This window comes from Stenotrophomonas sp. Ker107b (genome assembly GCF_053847245.1).
This window is the reverse complement of sequence record NZ_JBSPHX010000002.1, coordinates 303,513-326,078: the sequence shown is the minus strand read 5'-3', so window position 1 is coordinate 326,078 and position 22,566 is coordinate 303,513. Positions and strand designations below refer to the sequence as shown.

At 67.1% G+C, this 22,566-nt stretch carries 14 protein-coding genes; 7 read left to right on the top strand and 7 right to left on the bottom strand.

Features of this window, described 5'->3' with window-relative positions; translation table 11 throughout:
• Positions 1-23 precede the first annotated feature (23 nt).
• The gene (gene adh, locus ACWV8V_RS11415) at positions 24-1,553 is read right to left on the bottom strand and encodes an aldehyde dehydrogenase (RefSeq protein WP_455899780.1); all 1,530 of its coding nucleotides are present in this window, start codon (positions 1,551-1,553) and stop codon (positions 24-26) included.
• Positions 1,554-1,791: 238 nt separating this feature from the next.
• On the opposite strand from adh, the gene ACWV8V_RS11410 reads away from it, so the two are divergent.
• Positions 1,792-3,675, top strand: a complete 1,884-nt coding sequence (locus tag ACWV8V_RS11410) for a sigma-54-dependent Fis family transcriptional regulator (RefSeq protein ID WP_455899779.1) — start codon at positions 1,792-1,794, stop codon at positions 3,673-3,675.
• 19 nt (positions 3,676-3,694) lie between these two features.
• Here the strand turns inward: ACWV8V_RS11410 and eda are convergent, their stop codons facing one another.
• Both eda and ACWV8V_RS11400 read right to left on the bottom strand, forming a co-directional pair.
• Positions 3,695-4,333, bottom strand: a complete 639-nt coding sequence (gene eda, locus ACWV8V_RS11405; protein WP_455899778.1) for a bifunctional 4-hydroxy-2-oxoglutarate aldolase/2-dehydro-3-deoxy-phosphogluconate aldolase — start codon at positions 4,331-4,333, stop codon at positions 3,695-3,697.
• Entirely contained in the window at positions 4,320-5,336 is a 1,017-nt protein-coding gene (locus ACWV8V_RS11400; protein WP_455899777.1) for a sugar kinase, read from the bottom strand. Before ACWV8V_RS11400 ends, eda begins: the two co-directional genes overlap by 14 nt.
• 271 nt (positions 5,337-5,607) lie before the next feature.
• Here ACWV8V_RS11400 and ACWV8V_RS11395 point away from each other — a divergent pair, with 271 nt between their 5' ends.
• The 3 genes from ACWV8V_RS11395 (at position 5,608) to ACWV8V_RS11385 (ending at position 15,782) form a co-directional block, all read left to right on the top strand.
• Positions 5,608-8,367 carry a TonB-dependent receptor gene (locus ACWV8V_RS11395; protein ID WP_346468138.1) on the top strand — a complete coding sequence of 920 codons (2,760 nt, stop codon included), beginning with the start codon at positions 5,608-5,610 and terminating at the stop codon, positions 8,365-8,367.
• 265 nt (positions 8,368-8,632) lie between these two features.
• Positions 8,633-11,812: a TonB-dependent receptor gene (locus tag ACWV8V_RS11390; RefSeq protein ID WP_346468137.1), complete on the top strand. Its 3,180-nt coding sequence runs from the start codon at positions 8,633-8,635 to the stop codon at positions 11,810-11,812.
• 151 nt (positions 11,813-11,963) lie between these two features.
• Positions 11,964-15,782: a LamG-like jellyroll fold domain-containing protein gene (locus ACWV8V_RS11385; RefSeq protein WP_455899776.1), complete on the top strand. Its 3,819-nt coding sequence runs from the start codon at positions 11,964-11,966 to the stop codon at positions 15,780-15,782.
• Positions 15,783-15,827: 45 nt separating this feature from the next.
• Here the strand turns inward: ACWV8V_RS11385 and ACWV8V_RS11380 are convergent, their stop codons facing one another.
• From ACWV8V_RS11380 to ACWV8V_RS11365, 4 genes are all read right to left on the bottom strand, one after another.
• On the bottom strand, positions 15,828-16,418 hold the full coding sequence (locus tag ACWV8V_RS11380) for a cysteine dioxygenase (RefSeq protein ID WP_455899775.1): 591 nt from the start codon (positions 16,416-16,418) through the stop codon (positions 15,828-15,830).
• Positions 16,419-16,534: 116 nt separating this feature from the next.
• Positions 16,535-17,398, bottom strand: a complete 864-nt coding sequence (locus ACWV8V_RS11375) for a rhamnogalacturonan acetylesterase (RefSeq protein WP_455899774.1) — start codon at positions 17,396-17,398, stop codon at positions 16,535-16,537.
• Positions 17,398-19,020, bottom strand: a complete 1,623-nt coding sequence (locus ACWV8V_RS11370) for a carboxylesterase/lipase family protein (protein ID WP_455899773.1) — start codon at positions 19,018-19,020, stop codon at positions 17,398-17,400. The genes ACWV8V_RS11375 and ACWV8V_RS11370 overlap by 1 nt, the downstream gene beginning before the upstream one ends.
• Positions 19,013-20,011, bottom strand: a complete 999-nt coding sequence (locus ACWV8V_RS11365) for an alpha/beta hydrolase (RefSeq protein ID WP_455899772.1) — start codon at positions 20,009-20,011, stop codon at positions 19,013-19,015. Before ACWV8V_RS11365 ends, ACWV8V_RS11370 begins: the two co-directional genes overlap by 8 nt.
• A gap of 148 nt (positions 20,012-20,159) precedes the next feature.
• Here ACWV8V_RS11365 and ACWV8V_RS11360 point away from each other — a divergent pair, with 148 nt between their 5' ends.
• Genes ACWV8V_RS11360 through ACWV8V_RS11350 form a run of 3 tightly spaced genes read left to right on the top strand, consistent with a single transcriptional unit; the run spans position 20,160 to position 22,566 of the window.
• Positions 20,160-20,981, top strand: a complete 822-nt coding sequence (locus ACWV8V_RS11360; RefSeq protein ID WP_346468133.1) for a 2-keto-4-pentenoate hydratase — start codon at positions 20,160-20,162, stop codon at positions 20,979-20,981.
• Positions 20,982-21,018: 37 nt separating this feature from the next.
• Positions 21,019-22,023 carry a TRAP transporter substrate-binding protein gene (locus ACWV8V_RS11355; RefSeq protein ID WP_123730974.1) on the top strand — a complete coding sequence of 335 codons (1,005 nt, stop codon included), beginning with the start codon at positions 21,019-21,021 and terminating at the stop codon, positions 22,021-22,023.
• Between the two features lie 12 nt (positions 22,024-22,035).
• Positions 22,036-22,566 (top strand): TRAP transporter small permease, encoded by a 531-nt coding sequence (locus ACWV8V_RS11350; RefSeq protein ID WP_259260698.1) that lies wholly within the window; start codon positions 22,036-22,038, stop codon positions 22,564-22,566.

Sequence of the window (22,566 nt, the reverse complement as noted above, 5' to 3'; positions counted from 1 at the left end):
TCGGGATCAAGCCCGGGGCGGGCTCAGAAGAAGCCCAGCTTCTTGGGCGAGTAGCTGACCAGCAGGTTCTTGGTCTGCTGGTAGTGGTCGAGCATCATCTTGTGGTTCTCCCGGCCGATGCCCGACTGCTTGTAGCCACCGAAGGCGGCATGCGCCGGATAGGCGTGGTAGCAGTTGGTCCACACCCGCCCGGCCTGGATGCCGCGGCCCATGCGGTACAGGCGCGAGGCATCGCGGCTCCACACGCCGGCACCGAGGCCGTACAGGGTGTCGTTGGCCAGCTCCAGCGCTTCTTCCTCGGTCTTGAAGGTGGTCACCGAGACCACCGGCCCGAAGATCTCTTCCTGGAACACGCGCATCTTGTTGTGGCCCTTGAACACCGTGGGCTTCACGTAGAAGCCGCCGGCCAGGTCGCCCTCGAGCTTGGCCTGCTCACCGCCGATCAACACCTCGGCACCCTCCTGCTTGCCGATGTCGAAGTAGGAAAGGATCTTCTCCAACTGCTCGGAGGAGGCCTGCGCACCGACCATGGTGTTGGGATCGAGCGGATTGCCCTGCTTGATCGCGGCCACGCGCGTGAGCGCGCGTTCCATGAATTTCTCGTAGATTGATTCCTGGATCAGCGCGCGCGAGGGACAGGTACACACCTCACCCTGATTGAAGGCGAACAGCACGAAACCTTCCACGGCCTTGTCGAGGAAGTCATCGTCCTCGGCCATGACATCGGCGAAGAAGATGTTCGGCGATTTGCCGCCCAGCTCCAGCGTCACCGGGATCAGGTTCTGACTGGCGTACTGCATGATCAGGCGGCCGGTGGTGGTTTCGCCGGTGAAGGCGATCTTGGCGATGCGCGGGTTGGAGGCCAGCGGCTTGCCCGCTTCCACGCCGAAGCCATTGACCACGTTGAGCACGCCCTTGGGCAGCAGGTCGCCGATCACTTCCATCAGCACCAGGATCGACGCCGGGGTCTGCTCGGCCGGCTTGAGCACCACGCAGTTGCCGGCGGCCAGCGCGGGCGCGAGCTTCCAGGCGGCCATCAGCATCGGGAAGTTCCACGGGATGATCTGCCCGACCACGCCGAGCGGCTCGTGGAAGTGGTAGGCGATGGTGTCCTTGTCGATCTCCGACAGGCTGCCTTCCTGCGCGCGCACCGCGCCGGCGAAGTAGCGGAAGTGATCGGCCATCAGCGGCACGTCGGCGTTGAGCGTTTCGCGGATCGGCTTGCCGTTGTCCCAGGTTTCGGCATGGGCGAGCAGCTCGAGGTTCTCCTCGATGCGGTCGGCGATCCGGTTGAGGATGTTGGCGCGCTCGGTGGTCGAGGTCTGGCCCCAGGCGGTCTTGGCCGCGTGGGCGGCGTCAAGCGCCGCTTCGATGTCCTCGGCGTTGGAACGGGCGACCTCGGTGAACACCTTGCCCGTCACCGGCGTGGTGTTCTCGAAATACTGGCCGCTGCGCGGGGCCACCCACTCCCCGCCGATGTAGTTGCCGTAGCGCGGCTTGAAGATGGACTGCGGATCGGTGGCGTGCGGCTTGGCGGACGTGACGGCATTCATGGTGCATCTCCGGATGGCGGTGGACAGGCCCGATAAGGGTCTGTTCCATGGCGCAAGGACGATGCCAGGTTCCGTTTGGTGCAGTGCGGCAAGGCGTCACCCGGCGTACCGGTTGAAGAGGGGCTCGGAAACTGATGCGGTGCACCACGGCCGGTCATTGCACGGTAACGCCGGGTGTGGTGTTTATCGGAACAGGCCCCGCTACAACTGTCGCAGATTGCGACACTGGAGAATCCAGGTGTCCCAGCTCCCGCTCCAGCACCGTGTCGGCAATGCGCGACGCTCCTTTTTCGAGCGTGGCGCGGCGCCGGTCGGCAGCGTGCCCGACACCATCCTGCAGTCGTGGCAGCGCTGCCAGCGCGGCGGGCTATCGGTCGATGCACAGCCGGAGGTCGAACCGCTGCCGGACGCCCGCCTTCGCGAGCTGCGCCAGCGCCAGGAAACGCTGTGGCGGCTGGCGCGACCGGAGCTGGACGGCCTGGCCGCCGACATCGCCGCGACCGGCAGCATCGCGCTGCTGACCGACGAAGCCGGCTGGATCCTGGATGCCGAGGGCAACCCCGCCTTCCTGGACAAAGCCGGGCGGGTGGCGTTGATGCCAGGCGTGCGCTGGGATGAAACCACGGTGGGCACCAACGCGATCGGCACCGCCATCGTCGAAGGTCGCTCGGTGGAGGTGCGTGGCGGCGAGCACTACTTCGCCCCGCACGCGATCCTGACCTGTTCGGCCACGCCGATCTTCGACCCGTACGGGCAGCGTGTGGGCGTGCTCGACATCTCCGGCGATGCGCGCCAGCAGCACCTGCATGCCCGCGTGCTGGCCCGGCAGGCGGTGGCGCATATCGAGCACCGCTACTTCGAGGCGGGACTGGGCGATTGCGAGGTGGTCCGCCTGCATCACGACGCCGGCCTGCTCGGTACCGCGCGCGAAGGCGTGCTGGGCTTCCGCAATGGCCGCCTGGTGGCCGCCAACCGTGCCGGGCTGGCCCTGTTCGGGCTGGACCACGGCGACATCGGCAGGGCGCCCTACGAGGCGCTTTTCGATGGTCCGCTCTCGCGGCTGCACGATGATGGCGCGCTGGTGGATCGCCAGGGACGCGCGCTGTACGGCCACGTGAGCCCTGCCGGCGGCGCCACGGTCCGCTCGCCGCTGCCCGCGCGTCCGACCCCCGCCGCACCCGCGCGTGCCGCCGTGGCGGCGGTGCGGGTGGATGCCAGCCCCCTGTTCGACGCCGCCCAGCAGCAGGTGCTCGAGCGCGCCTGCCGCGTGCTGGACGCGCAGCTGCCGGTGCTGCTGCAGGGCGAGACCGGCACCGGCAAGGAGGTGTTCGCACGCGAACTGCATCGGCGCAGCACGCGTGCCGACAAACCCTTCGTGGCGGTCAACTGCGCGGCGCTGCCGGAAGGCCTGATCGAAGCCGAGCTGTTCGGCTACGAGGAAGGTGCCTTCACCGGGGCGCGCAAGAGTGGCAATACCGGCCTGCTGCGCCAGGCCCAGGGCGGCGTGCTGTTCCTCGATGAGATCGGCGATATGCCGCTGGCGCTGCAGCCGCGCCTGTTGCGCGTCCTGCAGGAGCGCACGCTGTCACCGCTGGGTGGCGGCAAGCCGGTACAACTGGATTTCGCCTTGATCTGCGCTACCCACCGCGATCTCGATCAGGCGATGGCCGCCGGTGACTTCCGCAGCGACCTCTACTACCGCATCGCCGACCACAGCGTGCGTCTGCCGGCCCTGCGCGAGCACGCCGAACGCGCGGCGCTGGTGCAGGGGCTGTGGCAACGCCTTGGCCAGGGCCGGCAACTGGAGAGCGCCGCGCTGGAGGCGCTGGCCGGGTATGCCTGGCCAGGCAATGTGCGGCAGCTGTGTTCCTGCCTGCGCACGCTGGTGGCGCTGAGTGATCCGGGTGAGGTGATCCGGCACGGGATGCTGCCGGCCTATCTGCATGCCGCGCCTGCCCCGGTGATGCCGTCCGCGGCCGAGGGGCTGGAGGCGATGACCGAAACCGCCATGCGCGAGGCACTGCGCGCGAGCCATGGCAATGTCGCCCAGGCGGCGCGCGCGCTGGGCATCAGCCGCAGCACGCTGTACCGCCGGGTTGGTGCGGCAGCCCGCCGCCACTGAGGCGGCAGGCCGTGCGGGATCAGCCGACCAGCGCCGCCGAATCGCGTGCCAGCTGCTCGATGCCGGTCCAGTCCTTGGCCTGCAGCAGGGCCCGCGTGGTGAGCCAGGAACCGCCCACGCACAGCACGTTGGGCAGGTGCAGGAAATCGCGCGCGGTCTGCGCGCTGATGCCGCCGGTCGGGCAGAACCGCACATCGCCGAACGGGCCGTTCCATGCCGACAGCATGGCCGCGCCGCCGGCCTGCACCGCCGGGAAGAACTTGAAGGTATCCAGGCCGTGCTCCAGGCCGAGCATCAGCTCCGAGGAGGTCGCCACGCCCGGCAGGAACGGCAGATCGGTATCGCGGGCGGCGGCGTACAGGCGCGCGGTCGCGCCGGGCGACACCGCAAAGCGCCCGCCCACCTGCTTGACCTTCTCCATCTGCGTGGCGGTCAGCACGGTGCCGGCGCCGAGCACGGCATCGGGCACCGCTTCGACCATGGCCTGGATCGCGTCCATCGCCATCGGCGTGCGCAGCGTCACTTCGATCACCGGCAGGCCGCCGTTGAACAGTGCACGCGCGACCTCGACGGCATCCTCGACGCTTTCCGGGGTGAACACCGGAATCACCGGGGCCAGTTTCAGGACTGCGCGTACGCGCGGATCAGCGCCGGACATCGAATCGCTCCTCGCCCGTCAGGGCCATGATGTCAGCCTCGCTGACAGGGTTGAAGTCGCCGGGGATCGAGTGCTTCAGACAGCCTGCGGCCAGGCCGAAGCGCACGATCGCGTCCGGCGCGAAGCCGCGCATCATGCCATGCAGGATGCCGGCGGCGAAGGCGTCGCCACCGCCGATACGGTCCACGATGCCGAGCATCTCGCGGGTCGGTGCCACCGCGCGGGTGCCGTCGCGGCCGATCAGCATCGCCCCGAGGGCGTGGTTGTCCACACTGTGCGGGGTGCGCTGCGTGCAGGCCATCCACTGCAACCGCGGGAACGCGGCGAAGGCCTGCGCGGCGGCCGCATCGACACGCTCTCGCACGTCGGCCTGCTCGAATTCCCCCCCGAGCACCACGCCGATATCGCGGTAGTCAGCGAAGACCAGATCGGCGCAGGCGAACAGCTCGCGCAGGATGCCGGGTGCATCGCCCTGCCAGCGTGCCCACAGCGACGGGCGGAAGTTGCCGTCGAAGGACACCTTGACGCCACGCGCGCACGCCGCGCGTGCCGCGGCCAGCGTCGCCTGGGCCATGGCCGGGTTGAGCGCCGGGCTGACCCCGGACAGGTGCAGCCAGTCAGCGCCGGCCAGCAGCGCGTCCCAGTCGTAATCGGCGGCGCTGCTGTTGGCGAAGGCCGAATCGGCGCGGTCGTAGACCACTTCGCTGGCACGCTGCACGGCGCCGGTGGTCAGGAAGTACAGGCCCATGCGGCCGTCGCTGCGGCGCACGGCGGTGGTGTCCACGCCGTGGCGGCGCAGCTCGCCCAGCGCGAAGTCGCCCAACGGGTTGCACGGCACCGTGCTGACGACCGATACCGCATGCCCCAGGTGCGCCAGCGACACACCGACATTGGCTTCCGCGCCGCCCGCGTGGACCGCCAGCTGGGCGCTCTGCAGCAGCAGCTCGCGACCGGGTGCGCTCATGCGCAGCAACAACTCTCCGAAACAGACAACACGACTCATGGTCCTGGATCCTTGTGAGGGCTGCAGACGCCGCAGGGACGCACAGCAGCAATGGCTAGCGGTGTCATTCTAGCGATGGACGACCGCCCGTCCACCGGTCCTGAATGTCGGAAGCATTGTCCCGCAAGCGTCTACGGGACAATAAAAGTCTGTTGCGGTGCAAGATGCCGGATCGGTAACGGGCTGTTAACGTCCGCCCTGACCAGCGGTGTCATTGCACTGACATGTCGTTGGATAGCTGTTTCATGTAGCACCTTGGGAGAGGGAAAACATGCAAGTCCAGAACACGAAGAAAAAGACACCGGTTACCTTGCTGGCATTGTCGATCGGCCTGGCGCTGAGTGGTACCGCGCTGGCCCAGGATGCGGGCACCAACCCCACCGACCTGGATACCGTCACCGTCACCGGCTATCGCGCCAGTGTCGAGAAGGCGCTGGACATCAAGCGCGGCGAAGCCGGCGTGGTCGATGCCATCGTCGCCGAGGACATCGGCAAGTTCCCGGATCTGAACCTGGCCGAATCGCTGCAGCGCATCCCCGGCGTGGTCATCACCCGTGAAGCCGGCGAAGGCCGCAACATCTCGGTGCGTGGCCTCGGCCCGGATTTCACCCGCGTGCGCATCAACGGCATGGAAGCGCTGACCACGGTCGGCGCCGGCGACCAGAGCGGCGGCACCAACCGCGGCCGCGGCTTCGATTTCAACGTGTTCGCCTCGGACCTGTTCTCGCAGCTGCTGGTGCGCAAGACCGCTTCGGCGGATGTCGAGGAAGGCTCGCTGGGCGCTACCGTCGACCTGCGCACCGCGCGCCCGTTCGACTATGACGGCTTCACCTTCGCCGCCAGCGGCCAGGCCGGCTACAACGCGATGGCCGAGAAAGCCGATCCGCGCATGGCCGCGCTGATCTCCAACACCTTCGCCGATGGCACCTTCGGGGCGCTGTTGTCGGTGGCCTATTCCGAGCGCCAGGCGCTGGAAGAAGGCTCCAACACCGGCCGCTGGGCCAACGGCCCGAGCAACGGCAACTTCAATGCGGCCTCGCCGTTCGCCGCCGCGCGCTCGGCCAACGTCTACCACCCGCGCTTCCCGCGCTACGTGCAGATGGAACATGAGCAGAAGCGCCTGGGCGTGACCGGCACCCTGCAGTGGAAGCCCAGCGATGCCACCGAGTTCTCGCTGGACGCGCTGTACTCCAAGATCGATGCGACCCGCGACGAGCACTACATCGAAGCGATCTCCTTCAGCCGTGGCGCCAACACCGCGCAGCCGCGCCTGGCCGGCAAGCCGGCGATGGTCGTCAAGAACGGCGTCATCGAGAACAACGCGCTGGTCTACGGCGAATTCGACAACGTCGACATCCGCTCGGAAAACCGTCACGACGAGTGGAGCACCGAATTCAAGCAGCTCAGCCTCAACGGCCAGCACCGTTTCGGCGACGACTTCACCTTGTCCGGCAAGCTCGGCATCTCGCGCTCCAAGCACGAGAACCCGGTGCAGACCACCATCATCATGGACAAGTACGACGTCGACAATTACAGCTACGACTACCGGGGCAACAGCCGGTTCCCGACGCTGAACTACGGCATCGACCCGACCAACCCGGCGGGCTGGGAACTGGCCGAGATCCGTCTGCGCCCGCAGTACGTGGACAATGACTTCGATACCGGCCAGCTGGATTTCAACTGGAACATCAGCCCGGGCTTCCGCCTGAAGGGTGGCGTGCTCGCCAAGGATTACACCTTCAAGACCACCGAGCTGCGTCGCGCCAGCGAACTGGCGGTACCGACCTTCCCGGGTGGCACCCGCATCGTGCCGGTGGACATGACCGAGCAGGCCGGCCTGAAGGGCATCAACGGCAGCCCGTCCAACTGGGTGGTGCCGGATCTGAACGCCATCGCCGATCAGTTCGACATCTACAGCAACAGCGGCATCTTCGCCGTCGCCCCGCGCGCCAACAACGTGCGCAGCGTCGAAGAGAAGGACCGTGGCGCTTACCTGATGGGCGAGTTCTCCACCGAGATCGGCGCGCTGCCGCTGTCGGGTAACGTGGGTGTGCGCTACGTGCGCACCAAGCAGAGCTCCACCGGTCTGTCGACGCTGGCCACCGGTACGGTCTCCACCACCGAGAACCGCACCTACAACGACACCCTGCCCTCGTTCAACCTGGTGGCCGAAGTCAGCCCGGACTTCCTGATCCGCCTCGGCGCGGCCAAGGTGATGAGCCGCCCGGGCCTGGGCAGCCTGACACCTGGCGCAACGGTGGCCGTGGCCGGTGGTGCTCGCACCATCTCCAGCGGCAACCCGGATCTGGAACCGATCCGCGCGACCAACGTCGACCTCGGCTTCGAGTGGTACTTCTCCGAAGGCGCGATGGCCGGTATCGGTCTGTTCTACAAGGACATCGAGAGCTTCGTGCAGACCACCCGCGAAGTGCGCCCGTACTCCGACAGCGGTCTGCCTGCGTCGCTGCTGATCGGCACCGGCGCCTCGCCTACGGATGACTTCACCTACAGCCGTCCGGTCAACACCCCGGGTGGTGAACTGCACGGCGTGGAAGCCAACTACACCCAGCCGTTCACCTTCCTGCCGGGCAAGTGGTCCAACCTCGGCGTGCAGTTGAACTACACCTGGGTGGAATCGCAGATCCAGTACCTCAACGCTGCGGGCCAGCCGGTGATGAAGACCGACCTGACCGGTCTGTCCAAGTCCTCCTGGAACGCCACGCTGTTCTACGAAGGCAAGGTCTTCTCCGGCCGCGTCTCGGCGACCAACCGTGATGACTACCTGACCCAGGCACCGGGTACGGAAACCGGCTTCAACCTCGACGGTTACCACGGCATGACCGGCACCACGGTCATCGATGCCTCGATCCGCTACACGATCAGCGACCAGCTCGAACTGAGTCTGGAAGGCATCAACCTGACCAACGAAGCCTCCGACGAGTGGGTCTACTCGCCGGCCACCGGTCAGCTGCCGCTGCAGTACACCGAAACCGGCCGCCAGTTCCTGCTCGGCGTGCGCTACAAGTTCTGATTCAACGGCACTACCCACCGGCGGCGTGAGCGATCACGCCGCCGGCTGCGCGCACGCCGCCATCGCTGCCATCCACGACCCTCATGCCACCTCGGCGCGCTGTTGCGGCGCAAGATGCCGCCGCGTGAAGGGTTTGTTACGTTCTGGATGACCAGCGGTATCACTGCGGCACATGCGCGACAGACGTTCCGGGGAGGCCGGACGTCCATGACTCATCTACATCACGGTCGCATGGCGGCGAACCCTGGGAGGGGGCTTACACACGATGGAACGACTCACTGCCCGTAAAAAGACACCGGTTACCTTGCTTGCGGTCTCGATCGCGTTCGCGCTGCAGAGTGCCGCTGGCATCGCCGCAGCACAGCAGACGCCCGAAGCGGCCGCCTCACTCAACGCGGTGGATCTGGACAAGGTCGAGGTCAAGGCGACCTACCGCGAAAGCCTGCAGCAGTCGCTGGATGAAAAGCGCTACAGCGTTGAACAGGTCGATGCGATTTACGCCGAAGACATCGGCAAATTCCCGGATCTGAATCTGGCCGAGTCGATGCAGCGCATCGCCGGCGTCTCGATCGATCGTGAGGGTGGCGAAGGCCAGCAGATCTCCGTGCGCGGCTTGGGCTCGGATTTCACCCGCGTGCGCATCAACGGTCTGGAAGCGCTGTCCACCGCCGGCAGCGGCACCACCGGCGTCAACCGCAGCCGCGGCTTCGACTTCAATACCTTCGCCTCGGAGCTGTTCAGCCGGGTCAAGATCAACAAGACCCAGTCGGCGCAGACCGACGAGGGCTCGCTCGGCGCCACGGTCGATCTGCGCGGCTCGCGCCCGTTCGATTTCGAGGGCTTCCAGGCCTCGCTCGGTGGCCAGTACGGCTACAACGAGCTGTCAAAGAACAAGGATCCGCGCATCTCCGGCCTGATCAGCAACACCTGGGCCGATGGCCGGGTGGGTGCGTTGATGTCGGTGGCCTACAGCAAGCGCACCATCTTCGAGGAAGGCTACAACCCGGTCCGCTGGGAGCACGGCAACTACCGCAACTCCAACCAGAGCACCGCGGCCAACAATGGCACCTACGGCTTCTGCAGCCCGGCCGGCTACAACCCGCAGACGCCGCGCAATCCGCTGGCCAACGAGACCGCCGCCGGTGTCGGCAGCGCCGCCAACCAGGCGCGCAGCAATGGCTGGGGCAGCTACGGCATCGATGCCACCCACTGTGGCCCCGGCCTGGACCGCCCCGCTGCGACGGCCGAGAACATCGCCGCCTACGAGACCGCGACCAACGCCTGGATCCCGCGTTACCCGCGCTACATCCGCACCGAACACGAGATCGAGCGCCTGGGCGTCACCGGCGCGCTGCAGTTCAAGGTCAGCGACGATACGCAGCTGAACCTGGACATGCTGTATTCCAAGCTCGACAAGAACGTGCGCGAAGATTCCATCGGCGCCAACCTGCACCGCACCGCGCAGTACGGCGGCAAGACCCAGATCGTGGTCCGCGAAGCGCAGGCCGATGAACAGAACCGCCTGACCTACGGCGTGTTCGACAACGTGGATTTCCGCACCGAATCCACCGCGATCGAAGAGAGCACCGAGTTCAAGCAGTTCAGCCTGAACCTGGAACACCGCTTCAACGACGCGGTGCGCCTGGATGCGGTGATCGGCCACTCCGAATCCAACTACGAGCGGCCCGTCTTCTCGATGGTCAGCTTCGACAACAGCAACCTGGATGGCTTCGTGCTTGACATGCGCAACGGCAAGGTGCCGGCGATGTCCTTCCCGTTCGATCTCAACGCCGTGGACAACTGGAAGTGGCTGGGCTACGGCAGCACGCCGGTCAATGCCAACGGCACGGCGCGCGGCGGCAACATCAGCGAAGTGCGTTTGAACCCGCAGTACGTCGACAACGCCTTCGATACGGCCAAGGTCGACCTCACGTTCAACATCAACCCCACCTTCACCCTGCGCGGCGGTCTGGCCTACAAGGACTACGACATGAGCACGCAGGAGTTCCGCAACATCAGCTACGGGCGCCTGTCGCAGGCGCTGCCGGCCGGTGTGGGCGTGGGTGACCTGAGCAACACGCTGAGCGGCTTCGGCAAGGGCATGGACGGCAACCTGCCCAACGCGTGGCTGGTGCCGGACTTCAACCAGATCGCCAAGCTGCTGGACATCTACTGCAACTGCAACACCGGCACGCTCGGCGGTGATTACCGCCTGGCCAGCGTCGGTCACTTCGGGGCGTCCAACAACAACTTCGACGTCAACGAGAAGAGCTACGGCAGCTACCTGCAGCTGGACTTCAACACCGACCTGCTGGGCCGCGCGTTCCGCGGCAACCTGGGCGTGCGCTACGTGCAGACCCGCATCACCGCCGATGGCTATGCGCCGTGCACGGCCACCAACGCGAACGATCTGTCCTCGGCGTGCGAGCCGTTCTTCGGGGTGGCCAGCGCCACCGCCGATCCGGGCGAGCGCCTGCAGGTCGGCACCCGGGTCGGCCACAAGTACGACGACTGGCTGCCCTCGTTGAACCTGGCCTGGGACCTGAGCGACACCTTCGTGCTGCGCTTCGGCGCGGCCAAGACCATGGCCCGCCCGACCCTGTCCAACCTGTCGCCGAGCGTCAGCGGTGGTCCCACCGCCTACTTCGATGACGACCGCAGCTACTCGATCAACCTGGGCAACCCCAAGCTCGATCCGTTCCGCTCGACCAACTACGACCTGAGCGCGGAGTGGTACTTCGACGAAGGCGCGCTGCTGTCGGCCGCGGTGTTCTACAAGGACATCGAGAGCTACGTGCAGCGCACCCGCCTGCTCACCACGTGGGCGGACATGGGCTACTCGCTGGACCTGCTGCCGACCGGCTTCAGCCCGGACACGGTGTTCAACGTGCAGAGCTACTTCAACACCCCGGGCGGCCCGCTCAAGGGCTATGAGGTGTCCTACCAGCAGCCCTTCAGCTTCCTGCCCGGCGTCTGGAAGAACTTCGGCGTGCAGCTGAACTACACGCACGTCGAGTCCAAGATCAAGTACATGTTCAGCTCCGGAACCGGCAGCACGATCGTCACCACGTACACCGAGAACGACCTGCTGAACCTCTCGCCGAACTCGTACAACGCCACGCTGTACTACGACGACGGCCGCTTCAGCGCCCGCGTCTCCACCAGCTACCGCGACGCGTACATCAGCACCATCCTGTCGCAGGAGAACGTGTGGGACCTGGACGGCAACCAGTTCGCCACGGCCGATGTGCAGGGCAAGTACAGCGTGGAGAACGTGGATTTCAACATGTCCTACAAGGTCAACAAGAATCTCTCGCTGACCTTCGAGGCGATCAACCTGCTCGACACCGCCGATGAGCGCTATGTCGATTCGGCGTTGTCGCTGCCGGACCGCTACACCCACACCGGCCGCCAGTACTACCTCGGTCTGCGCTACAAGTTCTGACCGTGCTGCGCCTTCCGCCACCGCTATCGCGCCCGTCCCCGTCCTTCTCTCCGGGATGGCGGGCGCGGTGCCGGGGCGGGAGGCCACCATGAGTGGCTGACCCCCGCTGCTGGTTCCGCTGTACTGTTTCTGCTGTCGAAAGGAAGGTCTCATGCATCGCGTTGTCGCCCCCTCGATCCGCCCCTCCCGCCTGTCCGCCAGCGTGCTGGCGCTGCTGCTTGCGGGCAGTGGCACCGCCTGGGCGCAGACCGCGCCGCAGCTGCTGTTCCACGTGTCGGCCGACCAGAGTCTGCAGGCCGATACCGCCGCGGGTGATCCGGTCCCGAATTTCCAGGACAAGGTGAAGCGGGTGCCCAACGGCGCGCACGGCAGCGCGATCGAATGGGCCGATGACGGCGTGTTGTCGTGGAACGCACCGGGCAACATCCAGGCCCAGCGCGGCACACTCGGCTTCTTCTGGCGCTCGCGGTATGCGGTGGGTGAAGCGCCGTTCGTGATCTTCCGGGTCGGCTATGCCGACCACAGCAGCTGGGACATGGCCTGGCTGCGCATCGACTGGAATGGCCACGGCTTCGATGCCTTCGTCACCGATGCCAACCTGGCGCGCACGCGCGTGTCGTTCAAGCTCGACCAGAACCCATCGCCCCAACAGTGGCAGCACATCGCCTTCGGCTGGGATGAGAACCACGGCGTGCGGCTGTACGTGGATGGCAAGGAGGTCGCCCGCCAGGAGACCACCGCCGACTACGACGCCGCACTGGATCAGCTTGGCCTGGCCGGACGCGTGATGGCGCCCTACCAGGTGCAGAGCCGCTACAACTTCCTGCGTGGCAGCGATTTCGACGAGATCCGCGTCTATGACCGCCTGCTCGACCCGGCCGGCATGGCCGCGCTGGCCCGCAATGCCGCGCCCCGCACGGCGGTGGCCGAGCCGGACCCGATGCGCGCCTGGCGCCATCGCCATGGCTGGAACGCTGCGCCGCCGCCGGCGCTGACCGCGCCGACCACCACGATCCGCAAGGTCGAGTTCGCCGACACCAAGGACCACAAGCAGTGGATGTGGAAGGCGACCGACGGCATCGCCGAGACCACCTGGCCGGGCGTGTACAACCGCTCGCGGCTGGCCGGGCGCGATGACTACTTCCAGCTGCCCGATTGGAACACCTACGTTGACGGTGGCCAGCAGCTCGACCTGACCCTGCCGGCCGGCGAGACCGTCAACCGCATCGAAGTGCGCGGCGCCGCCTTCGGCGGGCTCAGCCACAGTGGGGCCGGCCAGCCCGCGCAGACGCTGTTCGAGCGTCCGCAGGGTGTGGTGCGCAGCGTCAACACGATTCCCGCGCAGGACGGTGGCGTGCTGCACTTCCGCAACACAGCGCAGGAAACCCCGATCCAGGAGATCTGGGCCTACCAGGTGAGCGATGCCGCCGAGCCGGACGGCACGGTCAAGCAGCGCTACCTGATCGACAGCCAGGCGCTGCCGGACTACACCAACATCGCGGCGCTGCGCGAGTACATCGACGGCCGCTACCCGGTGGCCGAACGCAGCACGGTGATGGCGCTGCCCAAGGGCGCCGGCTCACGCAAACGCACGGCCGATACATTGCCCGCCCAGCCACTGCCGATCGTGCACGTGCTGATTCCCTCCGGCGTGAGCGACGCACCGGCCGCACAGCCGCTGATCCGCAGCTGGGCGCACAGCTGGGAGAACATGTATGACGGCTTGGACGGCATCGCGATCGATCTGCCCAAGCTGGACCTGCCGGCGACCCATGACGGCCTGATCCCGCTCAACATCCGCATCAAGGACCCGCTGTGGCCGGCGCGCGACATGATCGATGTGTCGGTCTCGGTCAAGCCGGGCCAGAAGCGTACCCTGTGGCTGGACCTGCGTGATCGCATCCTGACCGCCGACAGCCTGTGGATCTCCATCGCCTCGGCCGCACCGGGGTTCAACGCCACCTCGCTGGACGGTGCGGAAATCCGCATGGTCTACAAGGACCGCGACGAGGCGAAGAAAGAACACATCGCCGACCGCTTCAACCAGGTGCGCGACAACTGGGGCTTCCTGGTCGAAGAGCACACCACCTCCAAGCGCCAGCGCCTGTACGCGCGCGTGTACGCCGATCTCAGCGACCTGCTGCGGGTGGACCCGGACCACGAGCTCGGCCGCCTGTACTGGAACTACATCAGCTACAACAGCCAGGGCAAACCGCCGTTCACCCAGCCCGAGGCGCCCAAGGGCGTACCGCTGTGGGCGTTCCGGCAGACCGAAGACCTCACCTACGTGCGCCGCTTCATCGAGTGGTGGATCGACAACCGCCAGATCGCCTACGGTGATTTCGGCGGCGGCATTTCCGACGATTCCGATCTGACCCAGCAGTGGCCGGGCCTGGCCCTGATGGGCGTGCAGCCGGACAAGCTCAATGCCTCGCTGACCGCGCTGTCCGATGCGGTGTACCGCAATGGCATGTTCAGCAACGGCTTGAGCACCATCGAAACCGATGAGCTGCACGCCTACGAGGAAGGCATCAACACCAACAGCGCGATGCTCTACCTCAACTGGGGCGATCCGCTCACCGTCGAGCGCCTGATGGAAACGGTGAAGGCCTTCGACGAGCGCATCATCCTGCCCAACCCGCAGGGCCATCTGCTGTTCTCCAGCAACTGGTTCGGCGGCAACAAGGTCTACCGCGAACCGAACTGGCAATGGCAGAAGCCGTATTCCTTCCCGGTCCTGCACCCGGCGTTCCTGATCGGCCAGTACAACGCCGATCCGACCGGCCGCAAGCAGGTTACCGGGCTGGCCGATGGCTACCTGGCCCACGCCTACACCGACGACAAGGGCCGCTGGGCACTGCCGAACGAGATCAACTGGGCAACCGGCAAGACCCGCGGCGGTGAGCTCAACAATGGCTCGGGCAGCGGCGACATCATGCACACCTTCTGGGCGGCATGGCGCTGGACCGGCGATGACAAATACCTCAAGGCACTGGACTACCGCGTCGAGCGGGGTGGCCCGGGCGCCTTGTCCAACCTGGGCGAGAACTACGTGGAAGCCCTCGGCCGCGGCGCCGAGTGGAACCCGCGCTTCATCAGCGATGCCGACGGCGGCAGCACCGGCTTCGCCAGCCTGATGGCGTGGCAGGCCACCGGCGACAAGAAGTATCTGGAAGCGCTGCATGCCGACGGCATCCAGGCCAAGGCGCAGCGCGAATACATGAACACCGAAGGCCACTGGTGGTCCGACCGTGTCGAAGCGCCAAGCGAATTCCTGCAGCGTGCACGCCTGGGCGGCATCGCGCTCAAGCGCAACCAGAGCTGGCCGGGCCACACCGTGAGCTGGCGCTTCGCCCAGCCGCAGGCCGCCGAGCAGGTCGCGCTGCTGGTACATGCACCCTCGCCGGAGCGCTTCAAGGTGATCGCCTACAACCTGGGCAAGCACGCAGTGGATGCGGAGATGAGCACCTGGAACGTCACCGCCGGGCAATGGCGGATGACCAGCGGCGTGGACCGCGACGGCGATGACACCATCGACGGCAAGGCCACCACGCGTGATCTCACCCTGGAGCGCAGTGCCTCGACCATGCTGCGGTTCGTGCCGGGCCAGAGCCAGGTGTTCGAGTTCGAGCTGGTGCAGGCCGGCACGCCGGTCGAACAGCGGCCCGACCTCGGCATCGGGCGGGGCGATGTGCGCGTGGACGGGCGTCAGGTGCAGGTGACCGTGCACAGCCTGGGCCATGTCGCGACCGGTGTGGGCGTGGCAGTGCTGGAAGATGCCAAGGGCCGTGAGCTGGCCCGCGTCGAGATTCCGAGCCTGGCCGCGCCGAGCGACTTGGTGCCGAAGACCACGATCGTCAGTCTGCCGTTGCCGGCCGGGGATCGCGGTGGCTTGCGCGTGCGTGTCATGCAGGCCGATGGTGCGGCGGAAGTGACCCAGCGCAACAACGTGGTGGCGCTCGACCCGTAGCGCCATGCCATGCAGGGCTGCTTCGGCGCCGGCACCCCGCCGGCGCTAGGCCGCGTCGGTTTCCATCACCTGCACGCGGCGTTGGTACCAGCCGTCGGCCTCGGGCTCGAAGATGGCGCTGCGGGTCATCTCGCCCTGGTAGACGTGCACCGAGATCGCCAGCTCATCGTCGCTGGTGTTGCGGATGGTGTGGTACTCGTGCGGCGGGATCAGGCTGCCGGCACTGCCGCAGTCGCCCAGCACGGGTGGGTCCGGGCGGAAACGGAAGCGCTCGCCGTCGCGCTCCAGCAGCTGGTACTGGGTGATCTCCAGCTGGCCCAGCCAGACCCCCTCCACGCACCACAGCCCGCTGTGGTCGTGCAGCGGCGTGCCCTGCCCCGGCCCCCAGCTCATCGCGACGATGCTGTAGCCGTGCACCGGGCTGCGGTACAGCTCGCGGCGGGCGTAGTGATCCTCGATCGGGTGGTGCACGCAGGCCGGCAGCTGGATGCGGCTGTCGGCGATCGCTTCGCGCAACGCCGCGCGCAGCGTGGCGGCGATCTGGTGCGCGTGCTCGTGCTGGACGGCATGGTCGACGGCGGCGATCAATCGATCACGGCCATGGAACGGAGGAAACGGGTTGCATTGCTCTTGCATGCCCCGAGTCTAGGCGATCCCGGTGAACAGCGTGTTTGACCTGAATCACATCCAATCGACCCACAATCCCCGACGTAGCAATCCATTCGAGAGTTTTCGAAGGGTCTGCCTATCGATCAGGGAATCAGCAGCGGTCGCAACGACGGGACCTGCCGGGCCAGTTCCTCGGTGACCAGCGTGGCGAACAACGCCGCGCCGTCGGGGCCCAGGTGGGTGTAATCGAAGGCGACCTTGGCCTGCCCCATGGGTTCGGTGACGGCGTTGTTCTGCGCAGCCGGTGCGCCGGCCATGGGGGCGGCGCCCACGGTGGTCCCGCCCAGCGCCGCGCTGACCTGGGCGGGCGTGGCGGCCGCCTGCGCCAGCGGCATCGAAGCCACCGGCCCCAGCGCCTGCACCACCGCGCGGCTGCGCGCGTGCAGATCGACCAGTGGCACGTCCATCTCGCGCGCCACAACGCGCACGGCGTCGGCCCATGGCGCCAGGTCATCGATCAGCACGCCATCGGCGAACTGGCGGCGGGTCAACGGGGTCAACAGCACCGGCTGCGCGCCGGCGGCGCGTACCTCGCGCACATAGCGGCGCAGATTGTCCGGGAACTCGCGCTGCAGATCCGTGGAACGGCCCGGCTTGCCGGGCTGGTCGTTGTGGCCGAACTGGACCAGCACCCACGTGCGCGCGTAGCCGGGTGTGCGCATCTCGGCCTCGGCCAGTGCCCACGAGCCTTCGGCGCGGTAGTTGTAGGTACTGCGGCCGCCACGGGCCAGGTTGGTGCAGGTCAGGAACGAGGTCACGTGCCGGGCGCAGAACGCAGGGCCCCAGCCGCCCTGCACGGCCGTGGTGGAATCACCGACCAGCACGATCTTGCTGGCCCGGATCGGGGTCGGTGCCGGGCGATCCAGCACCGCCGGATCCACGGCGGCCTGCGCCGCGCTCATCAGGCCGAACAGCGCGCTGCCCAGCAGCCAGGACGTACACCGCATCAGAACGTACCTCGTTGAATGAAGGGGGCCTGCTGATAGAGGCGACGCTCGCCACCGCGGGGGTCGTCAGCCTGCTGCGAGGGGGTATCGAACAGCATCGTTTCGCGGCGGGCGAGCGAATAGGTCTGCCAGCGCGGCAGTCCGCCATGATTCGGATCGCCATGGCGGGCGAAGGCGATCAAGGCCTCGCTCATCGTGGCCGCCACGCGGGTCGCCGCTTCGCTGTCACCGGTGCGCGAGCCGGGGCGATCGGTGGTATCGAACACCAGCGGGATATCCAGCGTGTGGAACGCGCCGAACTTGCCGCCGTCCAGCGGCGAGCCCCAATCGAGTTGATAGGCCCAGGTGGGTGCGCCCTGGCGCGCACGCGCCTCCAGTTCCTCCACCGCACCGCGCCACGAACGACCGGCGGTGGTGGCCGCGAAGAACACCTCCGAAGGCGTGTAATGCGGATACAGGCGGCGGTACTCGGCGATCACCACCGAGGGCAGCAGGTCTACGTACTGCTCTTTTTCCAGCTTGGCCGGCAGCGTCTCCCAGGTCAGCGCGAAGTTGGCCGGGTCGTTGCCGAGGAAGGCGCGGGTCTCATCGTGGGTGTTGCCGATCACCATCGGAATCCCGGCGGACTGCGCGGGCGCCTCCGGCCAGAACGGATGCACCGGCAATGAACGCCCGTCGAGCACCGGCCCAACATACAGGCTGCTGTTCTCCACGCGCGAAGGGTCGCGCGCACGGGTGGCGGCCAGCAGTGCTTCCATCGGCATCGTGCGCAGCGCCTCGGCATCGGCCGCCCCGACCGCCTGCATCGCGATCTGCGCGCGCTGGGTGGCCGCCCGCGGGCCGGCCGCGGTCACCTGCTGCCCGCTCATGGTCCACGCCCGCTGGAACAGGCCACGCGCGGCGGGCATGGCCATCAGCGTGGCGATCTTCGCGCCGCCGCCGGATTGCCCCATCACGGTGATGTTGCCCGCATCGCCACCGAACTCGTGTGCATGCTGGCGAACCCACTGCAGCGCCTGGACCAGATCAAGCTGGCCGACGTTGCCCGAATCGGCGAAACGCGCATCGCCCAGCTGCGCCAGGTACAGATAGCCGAACACATTGAGGCGATGGTTGACCGTGACCACCACCACGTCACCGCGCCGGCACAAGGCACTGCCGTCGTACAGCGGGTCGCTGCCCGAGCCGTTGTTGTAGGCACCGCCATGGATGTAGAACACGATCGGGCGCTTGCCGCCATCGCGCAGTGCCGGGGTCCACACATTGAGGTAGAGGCAGTCTTCGCTGCCCGGCCCTTCGCTGCCGCCCTGCGGTGCGGCATTGCCGTACGCCAGTGCGTCACGCACGCCGCGCCAGGCGGCTTCCTGCACGGCCGGCTGGAAGCGCCGGGGCGCGGTATCGGCGCCGTAGGGAAGGCCGCGGAACACGTGGATGCCCTGCTCCAGCTGCCCGCGCACGCGTCCACCGCGCACGCGCGCCAGCGGCGCGGCATCGTGGCGCGGGCCGGGCACGCCGGCGAAGGCGGGCAGCAGCGGCAGGCTGGTCGCCCCCAGCATCAGCGCATAGCGCGCGCTGTCGCGCAGGAAACGGCGCCGCTGCAGATCGGCGGGAGAATCAGTCATGGCGCGCAGGCTCCGTGTGGCGCGAGGGTATCCAGCGCAGGGCCAGCGTGGGCCACTGCGCGACGGTCAAACCGGCCGGGATGCGCACGCCGAAGCCGTGGCCGCCGAACGGGAACAGGTGCATTTCAGCGGTGACGCCGGCGCGGAGCAGCGCCTGGTAATACACCAGGCTGTTGTGCACCGAGACCACGTTGTCGTCCTGCGCATGCACCAGGAAGGTCGGCGGCGTATCGACGCGGACCTGATCCTGCATGGAAAACTGCTGCTGCAGCGCCGCATCCGGATGCGGCCCGAGCAGACGGGTACGCGAGCCGGTATGCGCATGCGTGCCCATGTCGATCACCGGGTAGATCAGCAGCGCGACATCCGGCCGCGCGCTGAGCGCATCGATCGCATCGCGATGCGGGTAGGCCGGTGCATCGAAGCCGTTGCTCAACCGCGCGGCGACGTGCCCGCCGGCCGAAAAGCCCATCACCCCGACGCGCTGCGGATCAATCTGCCATCGCGCGGCATCGGCGCGGATCACCCGCATCGCACGCTGGGCATCGGCCAGTGCGGCCTGGCGATCACTGCAGCCGGCGGGCAGCCGGTAGCGCAGTACGAACAGGGTGACGCCACCGTGCTCCACGAAGGCCGGCACCAGGGCGGTGCCTTCCTTGTCGAGCACGATGCGTTGGTAGCCACCGCCGGGTACTACCAACAGGGCGCTGCCATTCGGACGCGTCGGCCGGTACACCACCAGGTAGGGTGCGCTCACGTTGTCCATGTAGCGGTCCGGCAGTGCCGGGTCGGTGCTGCGCTCGATCACCTCGGGCACGGTGGCCTGGCCGGCTTCGCCGGGCACCTGGCCGTCCGGCCACAGCGCAATGTGATCGGGGGCACCGGTGCCCGGTTCGGTCTCCGGCACGGCGCGCTCGGCGGCGTAGGTCGTGCCGCTGGTCAGCAGCACGAGGGTCAACAGCGGCATCAACACGGCGCGGGGTATCCGCATAGGTCCTTCCGGGCAGAGGGGAACGGGCATCGTGCCCGACCGGCAGCACTTCTGATGCGCTGCACATTGCCAATGACACCGGTTTACCATATACAGCACATCCAGCCACTGTCGATTGGCAGTGCAACAATTTTTCCGGGAGACCCGCTTGAGCAACGAACACGGCAAACAGGACCTGCAAGACCAGGGTTTGGGCGAGATCGCCCGCCACTTCGTCAGCGCCCGCCAACATGGCCAATCCCTGCCGGATTTCCCGGGAAACATCCCCGAGGACCTGGTCACCGCCTATCAGGTCCAGGACCAGGCCATCGCGTTGTGGGATGACCAGGTGGTGGGTTGGAAGGTCGGCTATATCGCTGCCGAACGCCGCGACGGCTCGGGCGACGACCGCCTGCTGGGCCCGATCTTCTCCCGTCAGCTCTGGAATGCTACCGGTGGAACACTGGAGATTCCGGTGTTCGTCGGCGGTTTCGGCGCAGTCGAGGCGGAGTACGTGATCCAGCTGCAGGAAGACGCACCGGCGCACAAGCTGCACTGGACCCCGGAAGAAGCCGAGGCGCTGGCCGCCAAGCTCTTCATCGGCGTGGAAGTGGCCAGCAGCCCGCTGGCGACGATCAACAAGCTCGGCCCGCGTGTGGTCGTGTCCGATTTCGGCAACAACAATGGTCTGGTGCTCGGCCCGGAGATTCCCGACTGGACCACTCTGGATGACGCGGACCTGCGTGCGGAAACCCGCATCGAGGGTGTGGTGGTCGGTACCGGCGGCGCGACCCTGCTGCCCGGCGGCCTGCGCACCGCCTACGCGTTCGCACTGGGCCGTTCGGCGCAGCGTGGGCGGCCGTTGAAGGCCGGCGATCTGATCGCCAGTGGCAACGCCACCGGCATTCACGATATTGCCGTGGGCCAGGAAGCATTGATCCGTTTCGTCGGTTACGGCGACATTACCTGCAAAGCCATCGCCGCCGGGTAAGCCCGCGGACATGGCGAACACGCTTGGGAGGGCGCAGATGTTCACTCGTAGAAATTTCCTGGCCACCAGTCTGGGCGCGCTTGCCGCGCCCGCGCTGACAGCCTGTTCGCGGTCATCCAACGCCGCACCGGCAGGCGCGCAGCTGTTGACCGCTACTGATGTCCACGTCGCCGACTACCCCACCGTGACCGCGGTGAAGTGGATCGGGCAGACCCTGGAAGAGAAGACCGGCGGCCGGCTGCGCCTGCGCCAGTACCACTCCGGCCAGCTCGGCCGTGAGTCCGAAGCGATCGACATGGCCCGCTTCGGCGCCATCGACATCACCCGCGTCTACTCCGGCGCGCTGAACAATGCGTTCCCGCTGACCCAGGGCCTGTGCCTGCCGTACGTGTTCGAGTCGGTGGCGCACATGCGCCGCGCCCTCGATGGCGGCGTCGCCGATACGGTCCTGCAGGGCTTTGAAACCCGTGATCTGGTCGGCCTGGCGATCTACGATTCCGGCGCGCGCTGCTTCTACAACACCAAGCACCCGATCGTGGAGCCCAAGGACCTGCACGGCCTCAAGCTGCGCGTGGCCTCCTCGGACATCTTCATCCAGCTGATGCGCCTGCTCGGTGCCAACCCGACCCCGATGTCGCTGGGTGACACCTTCTCGGGCATGGAAACGCACATGATCGACGGTGCGGAAAACAACATGCGCAGCTTCCATTCCAGCCGTCATTTCGAGGCCGCGCACTATTGGTCGCAGAGCGATCACTCCTACGCACCGGACGTGCTGCTGATGTCGCGCCAGAGCTTCGATGCGTTGAGCCCGGCCGACCGCACCCTGGTGATCGAGACCGCGCGCGAATCGGTGCAGGTGATGCGCGAGCAGTGGGATGCCTCGGAAAACACGGCCCGCCAGGCCGTGGCCGATTTCGGCATCAAATTCAACGAGGTCGACATGCCGGCCTTCCGCAAGGCCGCCGATCCGCTCCTGCAGCGTTACCTGCAGCAGCCGGAGCTGGCCGCCCTCACCCGTCGCATCCGCGACTTCGCCTGAGGCCCCGACGCGATGTCCGACTCGACTTCCGAAACCGTCATCACCCCCACTGCGCCACAGCGCCTGCTCAACGTCATCGCCGATGTGGCGATCTACATTGCCGTCATTGCCCTGCTCGGCCTGGTGGTGGTGCAGGGCTGGCAGGTGTTCGCCCGCTATGTGATCAATGATTCGCCCAGCTGGACCGAGCCGGTCACGCTGCTGCTGCTGGCCACGGCGATGAGCCTGGGTGCGGCCACCGGTGTGCATACCCGCCGCCACTTCGGCTTCTTCCTGCTGGCCGCGCACATGAGCCCCGGCCTGCGCCGCGCCGTCGATGTGTTCGCCGCGCTGGTGGTGGCCGTGCTGGGCGTGGTCATCGCCTGGTGGGCAGCGGTGCTGCTGATGGACGGCCTGGATATCAAGGCCGCCGGCGCCAACCTGCCGCAGAGCATCAACTACCTGCCCCTGTCGATCGGTGGCGCCTTGATGGCGATCTTCGCCGTGAACCAGATGGCGCTGGCTGTACGGCCGGCCGATGCCGTTGCCGAGGGAGATCGCTGA